This window comes from Paludisphaera sp. (assembly GCF_037189885.1).
Lineage (GTDB): Bacteria > Planctomycetota > Planctomycetia > Isosphaerales > Isosphaeraceae > Paludisphaera.
Window position 1 is genome coordinate 234,123 of the sequence record NZ_JBBCIR010000004.1, and the last position, 12,943, is coordinate 247,065.

General features: G+C 68.7%; 12 protein-coding genes. 9 read left to right on the top strand and 3 right to left on the bottom strand.

Features of this window, described 5'->3' with window-relative positions:
- Nucleotides 1-37 precede the first annotated feature (37 nt).
- Genes WG209_RS01550 through WG209_RS01560 form a run of 3 tightly spaced genes read left to right on the top strand, consistent with a single transcriptional unit; the run spans nt 38 to nt 3,769 of the window.
- Nucleotides 38-1,633, top strand: coding sequence for an extracellular solute-binding protein (locus WG209_RS01550; protein WP_337173228.1), 1,596 nt, complete (start codon nt 38-40; stop codon nt 1,631-1,633).
- Entirely contained in the window at nt 1,630-2,208 is a 579-nt protein-coding gene (locus WG209_RS01555) for a hypothetical protein (RefSeq protein WP_337173229.1), read from the top strand. Before WG209_RS01550 ends, WG209_RS01555 begins: the two co-directional genes overlap by 4 nt.
- Nucleotides 2,209-2,239: 31 nt before the next feature.
- Nucleotides 2,240-3,769: an alpha/beta hydrolase-fold protein gene (locus WG209_RS01560; RefSeq protein WP_337173230.1), complete on the top strand. Its 1,530-nt coding sequence runs from the start codon at nt 2,240-2,242 to the stop codon at nt 3,767-3,769.
- Here the strand turns inward: WG209_RS01560 and WG209_RS01565 are convergent.
- Nucleotides 3,760-4,209, bottom strand: a complete 450-nt coding sequence (locus WG209_RS01565; protein WP_337173231.1) for a VanZ family protein — start codon at nt 4,207-4,209, stop codon at nt 3,760-3,762. The genes WG209_RS01560 and WG209_RS01565 overlap by 10 nt on opposite strands.
- Nucleotides 4,210-4,340: 131 nt before the next feature.
- Between WG209_RS01565 and WG209_RS01570 the strand changes: the two genes are divergently transcribed.
- The 5 genes from WG209_RS01570 (at nt 4,341) to WG209_RS01590 (ending at nt 11,338) form a co-directional block, all read left to right on the top strand.
- On the top strand, nt 4,341-5,231 hold the full coding sequence (locus WG209_RS01570; RefSeq protein ID WP_337173232.1) for a hypothetical protein: 891 nt from the start codon (nt 4,341-4,343) through the stop codon (nt 5,229-5,231).
- Nucleotides 5,232-5,245: 14 nt separating this feature from the next.
- The gene (locus WG209_RS01575; RefSeq protein WP_337173233.1) at nt 5,246-6,433 is read left to right on the top strand and encodes a VCBS repeat-containing protein; all 1,188 of its coding nucleotides are present in this window, start codon (nt 5,246-5,248) and stop codon (nt 6,431-6,433) included.
- Nucleotides 6,434-7,367: 934 nt separating this feature from the next.
- Entirely contained in the window at nt 7,368-8,954 is a 1,587-nt protein-coding gene (locus WG209_RS01580; protein WP_337173234.1) for a GMC family oxidoreductase, read from the top strand.
- Nucleotides 8,955-9,068: 114 nt separating this feature from the next.
- A complete protein-coding gene (locus WG209_RS01585; RefSeq protein WP_337173235.1) occupies nt 9,069-10,388 on the top strand; it encodes a glycosyltransferase family 4 protein in 1,320 nt (439 codons plus the stop codon).
- A gap of 5 nt (nt 10,389-10,393) precedes the next feature.
- Complete coding sequence (locus tag WG209_RS01590) at nt 10,394-11,338, top strand: hypothetical protein (RefSeq protein ID WP_337173236.1); 945 nt, start codon at nt 10,394-10,396, stop codon at nt 11,336-11,338.
- A 337-nt stretch (nt 11,339-11,675) separates the two neighbouring features.
- Here the strand turns inward: WG209_RS01590 and WG209_RS01595 are convergent, their stop codons facing one another.
- Nucleotides 11,676-12,116, bottom strand: a complete 441-nt coding sequence (locus tag WG209_RS01595) for a hypothetical protein (protein WP_337173237.1) — start codon at nt 12,114-12,116, stop codon at nt 11,676-11,678.
- A 141-nt stretch (nt 12,117-12,257) separates the two neighbouring features.
- Nucleotides 12,258-12,665, bottom strand: coding sequence for a hypothetical protein (locus WG209_RS01600; protein ID WP_337173238.1), 408 nt, complete (start codon nt 12,663-12,665; stop codon nt 12,258-12,260).
- A gap of 83 nt (nt 12,666-12,748) precedes the next feature.
- Between WG209_RS01600 and WG209_RS01605 the strand changes: the two genes are divergently transcribed.
- The coding region (locus WG209_RS01605; RefSeq protein ID WP_337173239.1) for a transposase at nt 12,749-12,943 on the top strand (195 nt) is incomplete at its 3' end.

A 12,943-nucleotide genomic window follows, 5' to 3' on the forward strand; every position in this document is an offset into this window, starting at 1 on the left:
CATCCCGAGCCGGCGGGGCCTTTTGAGAGGTGACGGGATGCGGTTGTCGGTCGTTGCGACGCGGGACCGGGGCGGGGCGGCTCGTCGAGCTTTCGCCCTCGCCGGGCTGATGGCGGCATTCGTCGGCTGCTCCGAGCCGGCCCCCGAGGGCCCCAAGCCCCCGCCCACCTTCCCCGGCGTCAGGCTGAGCGTCGGCGCCGTCGGCGACCCGGCGATCCTCGTCGGCGTCGCGGCCCAGCGCGGCGAGTGGGCGGCCTCTCGCAAGGGGGAGGTCGATGTGCTGGCCGATGCCCCGCGCTCCCCGGACACGGCCGGCGACCTCGACGTCCTGGTCTTCCCCGGCCAGATGCTCGGCGACCTGATCGACCGCGACCTCCTCGACGAGATCCCCAACGACGTCGTCCTGCCTCCCCGGGCCGAGGACGCCCCGGGCGGTCGCGAGGCCCGGCCGAAGGCCGTCGACCCCGACGACCCCGGCGCGGGCTTCCGCTACGAAGACATCGCCCCGGCCTTCCGCGATCATGTGAGCAAGTACGGGTCGGAGCGATACGCGCTCCCCATCGGCGGCTCGGCGCTCGTGCTGGCCTACCGCCGCGACGCCTTCGCGTCCGAGTCCAACGTCGCGGCGGCGAGGGAGCTGGGCGTCGAGCTGGCCCCCCCCGCGACCTGGGAGCAGCTCGACGCGATCGCCGGCTTCCTGCACGGCCGCGACTGGGATGGCGACGGCTCGCCCGACCACGGCCTGGCCGCGGCGCTCGGCGATGACGCGGAAGGGGTGGCCGACGCCACGTTCCTCGCCCGCGCGGCCAGCCTCGGCCAGCACCGCGACCACTTCTCGTTCCTGTTCGACGCCGGCGACCTGACGCCCCGCCTGGAGTCGCCGCCGTTCGTCGAGGCGCTGCGGGCCGTCGCGGCCTGGAAGGCCTTCGGCCCCCCCGGCGCCGAGGGCTTCGACATCGCCGCGGCGCGCGCCGCGTTCCGCGACGGCAAGGTCGCCATGCTGATCGACCGCGCCGAGAAGGCCGCCGAATGGAACTCGCCGCGCGACGTCTCCGTCGCCCCGCTCCCCGGCTCCGGGCGCGTCTACGAGCCCCTGCGCGCGACCTGGGACGAGGGCTCCGTCAACCGGCCGACGTACCTGCCGTTCGGTGGTGGCTGGCTGGTGGGGGTCCGCAAGGGGCTGGACGAGGCGAAGCGCGACGCCGCCCGCGATTTCGCCCTGTACCTGGCCGACGCCGAGGTCGCCAACCGGCTGCTGGCCGAGCGGCCGTTCCCCATGCTCTCGGCGCGATCGAGCCAGATGGGCCGCGGCCTGCCCGACCCCTCGGCCGCCCCGAACGTCGACTCGCGCGGCTGGTCGTCGGCCGTCTCGCGGAGCCTCATGGCCGAGCGCGTCCTCCCCGGCCTCCGCGTCCCCGACGCCGCCGGCTACCTGGCCGACCTCTCCGTGGGCCGCGTCGCGGCGGTCGCCGGCGAGACGCCCGAGGAGGCGCTGAAGCGTGTCGCCGAGGCGTGGAGGGAGCGGAGCGAGGCGCTCGGCGTCGAGCGTCAGCTCTGGCACTACCGGCGGAGCCTCAACACGCTGGCGACTTCCCCGGAGCCCCCGCCCGCGTCGGGCCGGGCCCGCCCATGAGCGAGGACGAGGCCCTCCCCTCCGATTCCATCCTGGCCGCCGCGGCCGACGACGGCGCGACGATCGTCTTCGACGTCCCCTCGTTCGTCCGCCGGGGGCAGGACGTCGAATTCCTGCTCGCCACGCTCGACGAACGCTGCCGCAACGGCCGGCTCGCCATGCTGGACATGGTCCACACGCGGCTTCGCCAGTGGGCGAAACTGGCGATCGGCGCGGACGACTGGCGCGACGCCTTCGCGGTCCCCGTCGCCTACCTTTGGGATGCCGCCTCCGCGCCGGCGCCGAACTGGGCGAGGCACGCGGGCACCCGCCGCGCCCGTCGGGCCGTGGCGCGCGACCTCGTCGCGTCCGTCGAGCGGTTCAACGCCCGCTGGGCCGCCTACGTCGACCGGCTCGACACGCGGCTGGTCAACGACGCCATCGAGAATTACAACAAGTACTACATCATGGAGAAGGAATGCGTGCTCGGCTCGTCCCGGCTGGCCGCGCAACGCTTCACGCCGCTCGCCGCGGTCTCGACGGCGTCGATCCTCGACGCCCACCCGCCGATTCCCGTGCCGACCGTCGTCGCCTGACCTTCCCCCCAACCCTTCGCGAGAACGCCTCATGCCGTCGTACCGTTCCCGCCCGGCCTCGCTCGTGATGCTCGCGTCCTGGCTCCTGGCCGCCGGCGTCGCCCATGCCCAGGCCGTCCCGGAGGCGAAGCCCGAGGCGGCCTCCGGCGTGACATTCGCCGTGGCGTACCCCGAGAAGGTCGCCGACGGCGGGCCGATCACCGCCCGGGTCTACGTCATGCTGGCCGGCCCCGGGGTGCAAGGCGAGCCCCGCCACGGCCCCAACTGGTTCCGGCCGCAGCCGATGTTCGCGAAGGACGTCCGCGACTGGAAGCCCGGCGAGGCGACGACGATCGACGCGGAGGCGGTCGGATTCCCGGACACGCTCGACCGGCTCCCCGCCGGCGAGTATCGCGCCCAGGCCGTCGTCCGGGTCAACCCGGACACCGCCAAGATCGGCGACGGCGAGGGGAACTTGTTCGGCCCCGTCGTCGAGTTCAAGGCCCCGGCCGACCCGTCGAGGCCGATCGCGCTGGTCGTCGACCAGGCCGTCCCGGCGCGCGTCTTCCCCGAGACCGAACGGATCAAGTACGCCGAACTGCCTAGCCCCATGCTCTCGGCCTTCCACGGCCGGCCGATCAAGCATCGCGCCGGGGTCATCCTCCCCAGGAAGCCCACGGGCAAGAAGACGCCGGCCGTCTACATCATCACCGGCTTCGGCGGCGACCACTTCTCGGCCCTTCGCTTCGCCGACGACCCGCGCATGGCCTTCGCCCAGGACATGACCCGCGTCGTCCTGGATGCCGATTGCGGCACCGGCCATCACGTCTTCGCCGACTCGGCCAACAACGGCCCGCGCGGCCGCGCGCTCGTCGAGGAGTTCATCCCCCACCTGGAGGAGACGTTCAACCTCGTTCCCGACCCGCGCGCCCGGTTGCTCAACGGCCATTCCTCCGGCGGCTGGAGCAGCCTGTGGCTCCAGGTCACTCACCCCGATTTCTTCGGCGGCGTCTGGTCCACCGGCCCCGACCCGGTCGACTTCCGCGACTTCCAGCGAATCGACCTGTACGCCCCCGGCGAGAACATGTTCCGCGACCGCCGCGGGGAGGTCCGGCCGATCGCCCGGATGGGGGACAGGCCGGTCCTGTTCTACCGCGACTTCTCCAACATGGAGGAAGTCATCGGCCCCGGCGGCCAGCTCGGCTCGTTCGAGGCCGTCTTCAGCCCCAAGGGGGCCGACGGCCTCCCCGTCAAGCTCTGGGACCGCGAGACCGGTGCCGTCGACCCGGCGACCGCGAAGGCGTGGGAAGCCTACGACATCCGGCTCGTCCTGGAACGCGGCTGGCCGACCCTCGGCCCGAAGCTCGCCGGCAAGGTCCACGTCATCACCGGCTCGCTCGACACCTTCTACCTCGAGGGGGCCGTCGAGAAGCTGAAGGCGTCGTTCCAACAACTCGGCGGCGACGCGGAGGTCGAGATCGTCCCCGGCCGGGACCATTCCAACATCCTCGACCGCGCCCTCGCCGAGCGCATCGACCGCCAGATGAAGGCGGCCGTCGCCTCCGTCGTGGATCAGGACTGACCCGACGCACCCCGTCCGCCGCGTCGCCACGCGCGGCGGACGGCCGCCGCGGTCATGAACCCCAGCGCCGCGCCGAGGGTGTTGAGGATCACGTCGTCGACGTCCGCGACCCGTCGGCCGGTCCCCATCTGCAACGTCTCGACCGTCGCGCTGAGGACGAGCCCCGCCAACGCGGCATGCCACGCCCTTGCCCCTTGCCCCCCAAGGACCGCCGCCGCCGCGCCCAGGGGGAGCATGACGACGACGTTCCCCACCAGGTTGACCAGCAGCCCTTCCCCCCCGGCGGCGAGATCGCGCCTGATGCTCGCGAACGGCCAGGGGTTGACCCGCCGCCCGAGCGGGATGCGGCCGGGGGTCGCCGGGTTCGAGTAGGCGAGCGTCAGGGCCAGGAAGACGAGGACGTGGGCCGAGAGGAGGGCGACGACGATCCTGCGCGGCACGGGGTTTCCTCGTGGGGTCGGGGGATGTCCGGGCCTTCCATCCCGGCGTACCATGATGAGGGCCCATCGTGCCGCGGGGCGCGTCGCCACGCAAGCCGAGGTCCCGACCGCGCCACCAGCCGGAGCCGATCATGCCCGTGCTCGATCGCGAGGAGTTCATCGAGCAGGCCTATTTCTTCCACGCCTTCCGCGAGCGGCTCGCCGACGGCGTCCCTTCGCAGGAGATCCTCCTGCGCGTCGGCGAGGAGCTGCTCTCCACCACCAAGCTGCCGATGGCGATCGGCTTCATCTCGACCGAGAGCAAGCTCACCGGCCTGATGGCCCCCGCGATGCGCCAGCTCTCGCACTACTTCACCCCGTTCCAGGCGCACGTCGTCTCCCAGGCCGAGGCCGACCTCAGCCGCTTCCCGATGGAACAGGCCCTCCTCGTCCTGGAGCGCGAGGTCGAGTACAAGGCGAAGGGGGCTTCGCTTCCCGGCCTGTTCATCTACCAGTTCGAATCGATCGCGCGCAACCGACTCGGCTACACGAAGGGACTCGCCGCGATGGCCGAGGACCCCATGTACGACGAGGACTGGCGCGATTACATCATGGCCCTGCTCACCCGACTCGGCGACGTCGACTTCGCCGACCTCATCTTCGTCCGCTCCGCCTTCTTCGTGAACGAGCGACGCAAGCTCAAGCCGGACTTCGTCCCCAAGTACCCGCCGCTGTTCGGCGAGAAGGAAGGGAAGATCGCCCGCGCCAACCACGGCCGCGACCCCCTCTACCTCTTCTCCGCCCTCCAGCGCCAGCTCGGCTATCCCGAGGTCCCGCGCCCTCGGCGTCCCGACGGCGTGGAGGACCGGATCGCCCTGCTGGAGCAGCGGGTGGCGCAGCTCGAAAGCCGCCTCAAGTTCGTCGAGAGCGAGGGGAGCGCCGCGGCCTCGCCCCCCGACTTCGACATGAAACAGGTCCTGGTGAACCCCGAGAACACCGCCGGAATCCCCGCCGGATGGTCCGCGCGCCGCCTGGAGTCGTAACGGAGATCGAAGCGATGCGAGCCGCCGCCTCCCTGGCCCTGTTCCTGGCCCTCTCGACCGTCGCCCAGGCTGACCCGCCCGCCCTGGCCTTCGACCGCGTCGTCATCGACGCCGATTTCCCGGGCGCTTATCAGGTGGAGGTGGCCGACGTCGACGGCGACGGCAAGCTCGACATCGTGGCCCTGGGGGGCGACGTGTGCGCGTGGTATCAGAACCCGACGTGGAAGAAGAGGATCATCACCGACGCGTCGACCGCGCCCGCCGTCATCACCAGCGCCACGGCCGACATCGACGGCGACGGCAAGGCCGAGATCGCCATCGGCCACGACTTCGAGATGAACCAGCCCCGACGCGGCAAGCTCCTCCTCGCGAGACAGATGGACGGCATCGACGACCCCTGGCGGTTGACGCCGATCGCGGACGTCCCGAGCATCCACCGCCTGCGCTGGGGCGACCTCGACGGCGACGGTCGCCTCGACCTCCTCGTCGCGCCGATCTTCGGCCCGGACTCCGCCCCGCCGACCTACGACGACCCGGCGCGGCTGTTTGCGTTTACGACGATCGATCCCGCCGACGCGTCGAAGTGGAAGAGGGTGGACTTGGCGTCGCGTCGCGTGATTCACGCCATCGGATTCCAATCGAGCTTCCCCGGCGTCCGCGGCCCTGCGCTCCTGGCGGCGAGTAACGCCGGGGTGACCCTCGTGGACCCATCGGCCGAGGTCGACTCGCCCCGAGACCGCGACCTGGTCCCAGGCGCGGAGGGCCCCGCTCCGAGGCGAGGGAGCAGCGAGATCCACGTCGGCCGCTTCCGCGACGGCCGCGCCTTCCTCGCGACCGTCGAGCCCTGGCACGGCTCCGAGGTCGTCGTCTGGCCCCACGACGGATCGACGTTCGGCCCGCGCGTCGTCCTCGACGACACTCTCGCCGACGGCCATGCCCTCTGGGTGGTGGACCTCGACGGCGACGGCCAGGACGAGGTCGTGGCGGGCCACCGCGGCAAGGGCCGCCGCGTCGCCGCCTACCGCCTGGACGACGCCACGAACACCTGGCGACGCACCATCATCGACCCCGACATGGCCGCCCAGGACCTCCGAGGCGGAGACCTTAATGGCGACGGCCGTCCCGACGTCGTCGCCGCCGGCGGGGCGACGCACAACATTATTTTGCACGCAAACGCTGTTTTGCAGGGCGTTGGCGACTAATAATGCGCTTGGTTGGGTCGGTGGTACGCGTCTCGTGTGGGTGGACCTTCCCACGATCGGCCGGCAAGTGACGTCGGCTGATGGGATCCGGCGGAAGTTTCAGCACGTAAAGCACTTCTTCGAGCCGCCCGCAAGTCTGATCCGCCGTCTTACCGGCGAGAAACCGACGTGCTCGGTTCGTCCTCTTCTGGACGGCACGTCTTAGGTTGGTGAAAAGATTCAACTTTGGCCGACCCATGTTGTTTAGGGCCGGGTCGATTTGGTATATCCTGTCATGGCGAGCGAAGGCGCTCACAGGTGGCAAGGAACCCGCGCCTGATGGATGCCCCCGTGGTCCAAGTAGAGTTTTGTTTAAGGGGAGCGGTGCCTGGGAACTAGATTCAACCCGGCCTAGTTTTCATTAAGTGGTACCTGGCCATGCCCGCATGATACGGAACGTCGTGACGCCAACTGGATGATTCAGCGAATCGAGGATTTCCAGATCGAGGGCATTTCGGATTATAGAAGGTTTGGGCGAGGAGATTTATGCATGACGAAACATCGTAAACCCTAAGCACCGGCTTTGGCGGGGCCGCGCGCCTCCATCGCCGCCTCCTTGGCCTTGCAAGTCAAGGACGTCGGCCGGCGTCGCCACGACATCCGCGAGGATTCAACGAATTCCGCAGCTTGATCAACACCGCTGCTCCGCGAGGCGGATCTGGTGAAAAAGTTCCTCCGCGTGCCAGACGACCATGCGCGGTCGGCGACGTGAATGTAGCCCCTGGCTGTCGTCGCTTGGCACGTTGACGCTCCTTGACGGAACTCCGTTCCGCGCCTCGTAAAGCTCCATGTTCGCCTTGTCCGTCTCGCCAGTGAACCGGGCGTCGGGCTCTTCGCCCGAGTCCCGCCGCCCCTTCTCACGGTGGACCGTAAAGACCGCGGGGAATGATTCAACATGATCACTGATGCGCGTTCGGTGCCGACCGGGACCGTGGTCGAGACCGATGTCTGCATCGTCGGCGCTGGCGCGGCGGGAATCACCCTCGCGCGTGAATTCATCAATTCCGGATTCCGCGTGGTTTTGCTTGAGAGCGGCGGCGTCGAGCGGGAGCAGGCCACGCAGGATCTGTATGACGGCAGGAATGTCGGGCATCCCTACGCGGTGTTCCCGGAATCACGCCTCCGGTACTTCGGGGGCACCACCAATCATTGGGGGCGGGTTTGGTGCGACCTGCCGCATCCGCTCGACTTCGAAGAGCGCGAAGATATCCCGTATTCTGGATGGCCATTCTCGCTTTCACATCTCGAACCGTGGTATCGCCGCGCGCAGCGGGTCCTCAAATTCGGGCCGTCCGGTTACGACCTTTCGGAATGGGGAATCGCGCTGGACAACATCCCCAAGCCTTTCAACGGCCCGCACTTCATCTGCCGGGTCCTGCACCAGGCCCCTTCGACGCGTTTCGGCCGTGAGTATGCTCCGGAGCTGCGACGAGCCCGGAACCTGGACGTTTACCTGCACGCCAATGGGCTGCGGTTCGACGCCAGCGAGAACGGCAAGGAAGTGCGTCAGGTCCGCGTCGGCGTCCTCCCCGACGGCCGCTTCTCGGTCCGGGCCCGCATCTTCATCGTCGCGGCGGGCGGGATCGAGAACGCGCGTCTTCTCTTGCTCTCGGAGGGAGAATCCGGGGTCGCCCTGGGCAATGATCGCGACCTCGTCGGTCGGTTCTTCCAACTGCACCTGGAATACCAGGGAGGCTTCATTGAGCTGAGAAATCCCTATGTTGATCTGAAATTCCAGACCGGGGAGCAGGGGGCGAGATTGAATCGGATCGGCGCCGCCAGGCGATTCGTCTCCTATGTCACGATTTCCGACGACACCAGGAGGCGCCTCGGGATCGCGAATTTGAAGGTCCGGTTCCAGTACCCCCGAATCCCGGAGATCGACGCCCTGTTGCGACTGTTCCATCGAACCGGCGGCCGCGTTGGTATGACGCGCGACCTGAGGGCGGTGGGGAGGAGATTTCGCGGCGTCGCCGCGTACATGACGCGCAGGATGATCCATGGCCGTAACCTGCCCCCCGTGCCCCTGGCGTCAATCCCCCTGAATTGCACTTCGGAACAACTGCCGAATCCGGACAGCCGTATCGGGCTGGGCAGCGACCTGGACGCGTTCGGCCTGCGGAAGGTCGTCGTCGATTGGCGGCTGACGGCGGAAGACAGGCGCGGCATGGCCGTCGGGAGCCGATTGCTGGGGGCCGAGCTGGACCGCGCCGGGTTCGGCCGTCTTCGCTCGACCGTTCCCGAGCACGACGGCGAATGGCCGGCCGACATGCGAGGGGACCAGCACCACATGGGGACGACCCGGATGCATCGAGATCCGAACCTGGGTGTCGTCGACGAAAACTGCCGCGTTCACGGGGTCGCGAACGTCTATGTGGCGGGCAGCTCGGTCTTCCCGACCGGGGGCACGTTCAATCCGACGCTCACGATCGTCGCGCTCGCGTTGCGGTTGGCCGACCATATCAAGGAACGTCACCGGTAATCCACCCGGAGTTGGACCCGGTCCTCCGTCCCAGCAACGACCGCCTTGGCGGGCCCGCCCCCTACGAGACAGGAAGTGGAGCGACGTGGCGGCGAGCCGCCTTGGAGGTTAGTCATGTTGCGGATCTCCCGCGTCGATGCCGTCCCGGCCGTCCGCTCCCCGGAGGACTTGCGGGTGTTGATCGTCGCCGAGAACGCCTCGATGCGCCAGGGCGGCGAGTCCAGCCTGCCGGTCCATTGGTTCCTGGGGCTGCTGCGCGAGGGCGTCGACGTCCGCCTGCTCGTGCACGGTCGCAATCAGCCCGAGCTCGACGCGTTGCTGGGCGACCATGCATCCCGCGTCACCTATGTGCGGGACACCCTGCTGCAGAAGCTCCTCTGGAAGTTGGGCACGCCGCTGCCCGGGCCGGTCCAATCCAACACGACCGGATGGTTCGTGCATATGCTCACGCAGTCGGTCCAGCGTCGCGTGGCGCGGCGCCTGATCGAGCGATTCCAGATCGACGTGGTCCACGAGCCCACGCCGGTGACGCCTCGTCTGCCCAGCATGATGTACGGCCTGGGCGTCCCGGTGGTGATCGGCCCCATGAACGGCAACATGACCTACCCGCCGGGATGCGGCTCCGAGTCGCTCCTGGAGCGGGTATTCGTGCCGCTGGGCCGCAGCCTGACGAACCTGGCCAACACGCTCATCCCGGGCAAGCGGCAGGCCGCCATCCTGCTGGTCGCCAACGAACGGACCCGCCGGGCGTTGCCCCGCGGCTGCGCCGGCAGGGTCGCGGTCCTTTGCGAGAACGGCGTGGAGCCGGACGTCTGGCGGCGTCCCGCTGACCTCCCAACGCGATTGGGCGAGGGGCTCCGCCTGGGGTTCCTGGGAAGGTTGGTGCACTGGAAGGGGCCGGACACGGTGCTGGAAGTCTTCAACGAAGTCCGGGAGCGGTTCCCGTCGGCGGAACTGTGGATCATCGGCGATGGGCCCGAGCGTGAGTCGCTGGAACGCCGGGCGGAGGCCCTCGGCCTCTCGCGAGCCGTCACGTTCCACGGATGGGCCGACCCCGCGGATTGCTCCCGGCTGCTGTCCCAGTGCGACGTGTTCCTCTATCCCAGCGTGCTGGATTGCGGCGGCGCGGTCGTGCTCGAGGCGATGGCGTTGGGCTTGCCCGTCGTGGCCTTGAACTGGGGCGGGGTCGGCGACTACATCGCGCCCGGTTGCGGAGTGGCGATCGAGCCGACGCCGCGCCCACGCCTGATCTCCGACCTGGCCAGGGCGGTTCAGGAACTCACTCCCGAGAGGCGACGCGACCTGGGAGAGGCCGCGCGGCGGGAAATCGCGGAAAAATACACGTGGCCGGCGAAGGTACGCCAGGTCCTCGATCTGTATGCGGAAGCCTGCGAAGCCTCCAGGCTCGAGCGCGCCGTCGAAGCGAGGTCTTAATATCCATGCCAAGAATCGTTACGGTCAGCCTCGCGGCCTCCTCACTTCCCCATTCGGCGCTTTGCATCGGCAGCCTCGCCGAGAATCTCGCCGGTGATGGGCCGATCCACCTCCTCACCGACACGCCGCGCGACGAGGAGCAACTCCGCCGGGCGTTCGCGGACCAGCCGAGGATCAAGGTCTTCCACTCCGATCCTCTGTGGGAAGACCCCCGCAATCCCATGCGCGACCATGCCGGGCTGAATAAGCTACGGGAGGGTCATCCCTGCTGGCGCAAGCTCACGGATCCGATGCTCCTGGCGGCCGATGGGGACGAGGTCGTGGTCATCGATCCCGACGTCTACTTCCCTCGGCCCTTCGACTTCGAGGAGGTCCCGGACGGGACGCTCCGGCTGATGTGGCAGAAGCCTAACTGCCTCTTGCCGCACTCGGTGGTGCAGAGGGCGTTCGACCTCGGCGTCGACATGGCCGACCATGTGGACATCGGCGTCGCGCAATATCGATCGCCGCTCGACCTCGATTGGCTGGATTGGCTCGCCAAGTCGCTGGGCGACTTGCCCTGGATCATGCACGTGGAGCCGATCTTCTGGGCCGCCCTCGCCATGCGCATGGGCGGCGGATACCTGAATCCCGAGCGGTGGTACTGCTGGGCCAACACACAGTGGAAGCGAGTGCAGAAGAAAGTCGGCACCTCGCCGCTTCGGATGCTCCAGGGCGAGGATTTCCGGACTTGCCTCGCCTTCCACGCCGGAGGCGAGGCCAAGAAATGGCTAGCCGACCCGGACGCCGAGGCCCTCCTCAAGCAACTGGCGGCGGCTCCGGGAGGCAAGCCTCTCCCGGAGGCGACCATCCTGCCGTTCGTGCGGTTCACGCCGCAACGATTCCGGTGGCTGCAGAGGCGTACCAAGCTGCTGCGATCGGCGGGTTACTACAGACTCATAAGAGGATGATCGCTGGAAAGAACAGACGATAACCGGCGGTTCCGGCCGATGGTAGCCGGCTGGCTGATATGTCGCTCCCCGGTGAAGCCGTCTTTCAATAGCCGCCGCCTCCCTGGACGGCCGGCTATCGACTCGGCACCGCGAGCAAGCGGCCACGAGTCGGCGAGCCGTGGGTGGCCACCCGGAGCAGACCGGAAGGGTGGCAACCGCCGTTCGATTCCGCTCACGGCTCGACCGGCGTGGTGGTTCGTGGTTCCGCCGGGTGGCTCAGCGCTTCGGCCTCGAGCCTGGCAAGCTCGGCGATCCCGAGGTCGTTCCAGCCAACGTCCCTGTCCTGCTGGGCGATTCACGCGGGGATCGCCACGCTGGCTTCCCGCGGGCGCGCGGGGGCCCGATCCGGGTCGCCCAGGTGATGCTCCGCCATGGCGAGGTAGGACTGGCGAGTGGACGCGAACTCGGGAGGCATCTCGGTCTTCCCGGCCTCCTCAAGCCATGCGACGGCCTTTGTGAAGTCATTCGAGCGGTAGGCGGACATTACCCGGACGAGATGGAACCAGCGAAGCAGCGGATCTCCCTGGCCGAGGCGGACCGATCTCTCGGCCAAGCCGGCGACGCATCCCTGGTCCGCTTCGGGTGGTTGCAGGAGCAGGCTCGCCTTCGCGATGCGTTCGGCCGTGATGGGGTCGTCGGGCGCGGTGAAGTGGCCGAGCATCTCGCGGACCAGGTTCCGGTAGCCTTCGGCGTCGCCCGCCACGACGAGGACCACGGCGGCCTCCAACGCCAACATGGTGTCGTCGCCCGCCGGCGTCCAAACCGCCGGGGGATGGAGTTCGAGGAGCTTGCGATAATCCTGGAGCGCGTTCGCCCAGTCGCCGTGGCGAGCGTGGTAATGCCCGCGTAAACGCCACGAATTGAGGTCGGCGGGCTGTCAATCGATCCTCTTGGAGAGAGCGCGCAGCACCTGTTGAACCCCGGGCGGATAGACTGGGGCGGAGCGGCGAAAGGGGCTCGAAGGGATCGGGGGGAGGACCACGTCGGCCATGATCGCGCGGAAGTTGGTCCGATGGCGGAGCGGGTCGAAGTCGTGACCCTCGGAGACCATGGGCAGGAAGAGGGCCCGGTCGACCTCGATCGCTCGCCGAAGGTAGTCCACGGCCCGCGCCTCGAGATTTTCGCTTTCCTCGGTGCAGCCCCGATCGCGCAGGGCCGAGATGATGCCGCCAGCACACGCCATGTTGTAGAGCACGATCGCGTCCGGTTGATCGATCGACTCGTAGACGACGAGGGACACCCGGCCACGGGCCAGCGACTCGGCTGGCTGCTCCAGTTCCCTCAACGAGCTTTCCAGGCTCAGGTGTGCTAGGTTCTGTCTGACGGCTCGTAAAGCGTTACGATGGCGGCTTCACCAGGGAGGCCGCGATGACGCGACGCTATGAGCTGAAGGACGAGGAATTCGCGCTGATCGCCGACCTGCTCCCGCCGACGGGGCGGCCGGGCGGGCGATGGAACGACCACCGGACGACGCTCGACGGCGTCCTCTGGATCCTGCACACGGGGGCCCAGTGGCGCGAACTGCCCGAGCGTTACGGCAAGTGGAAGAGCGTCTACGACCGC

Coding starts and splice junctions, on each gene's coding strand:
- WG209_RS01550 (WP_337173228.1), top strand. CDS start 38: ATGCGGTTGTCGGTCGTTGCGACGCGGGACCGGGGCGGGGCGGCTCGT.
- WG209_RS01555 (WP_337173229.1), top strand. CDS start 1,630: ATGAGCGAGGACGAGGCCCTCCCCTCCGATTCCATCCTGGCCGCCGCG.
- WG209_RS01560 (WP_337173230.1), top strand. CDS start 2,240: ATGCCGTCGTACCGTTCCCGCCCGGCCTCGCTCGTGATGCTCGCGTCC.
- WG209_RS01570 (WP_337173232.1), top strand. CDS start 4,341: ATGCCCGTGCTCGATCGCGAGGAGTTCATCGAGCAGGCCTATTTCTTC.
- WG209_RS01575 (WP_337173233.1), top strand. CDS start 5,246: ATGCGAGCCGCCGCCTCCCTGGCCCTGTTCCTGGCCCTCTCGACCGTC.
- WG209_RS01580 (WP_337173234.1), top strand. CDS start 7,368: ATGATCACTGATGCGCGTTCGGTGCCGACCGGGACCGTGGTCGAGACC.
- WG209_RS01585 (WP_337173235.1), top strand. CDS start 9,069: ATGTTGCGGATCTCCCGCGTCGATGCCGTCCCGGCCGTCCGCTCCCCG.
- WG209_RS01590 (WP_337173236.1), top strand. CDS start 10,394: ATGCCAAGAATCGTTACGGTCAGCCTCGCGGCCTCCTCACTTCCCCAT.
- WG209_RS01595 (WP_337173237.1), bottom strand. CDS start 12,116: ATGTTGGCGTTGGAGGCCGCCGTGGTCCTCGTCGTGGCGGGCGACGCC.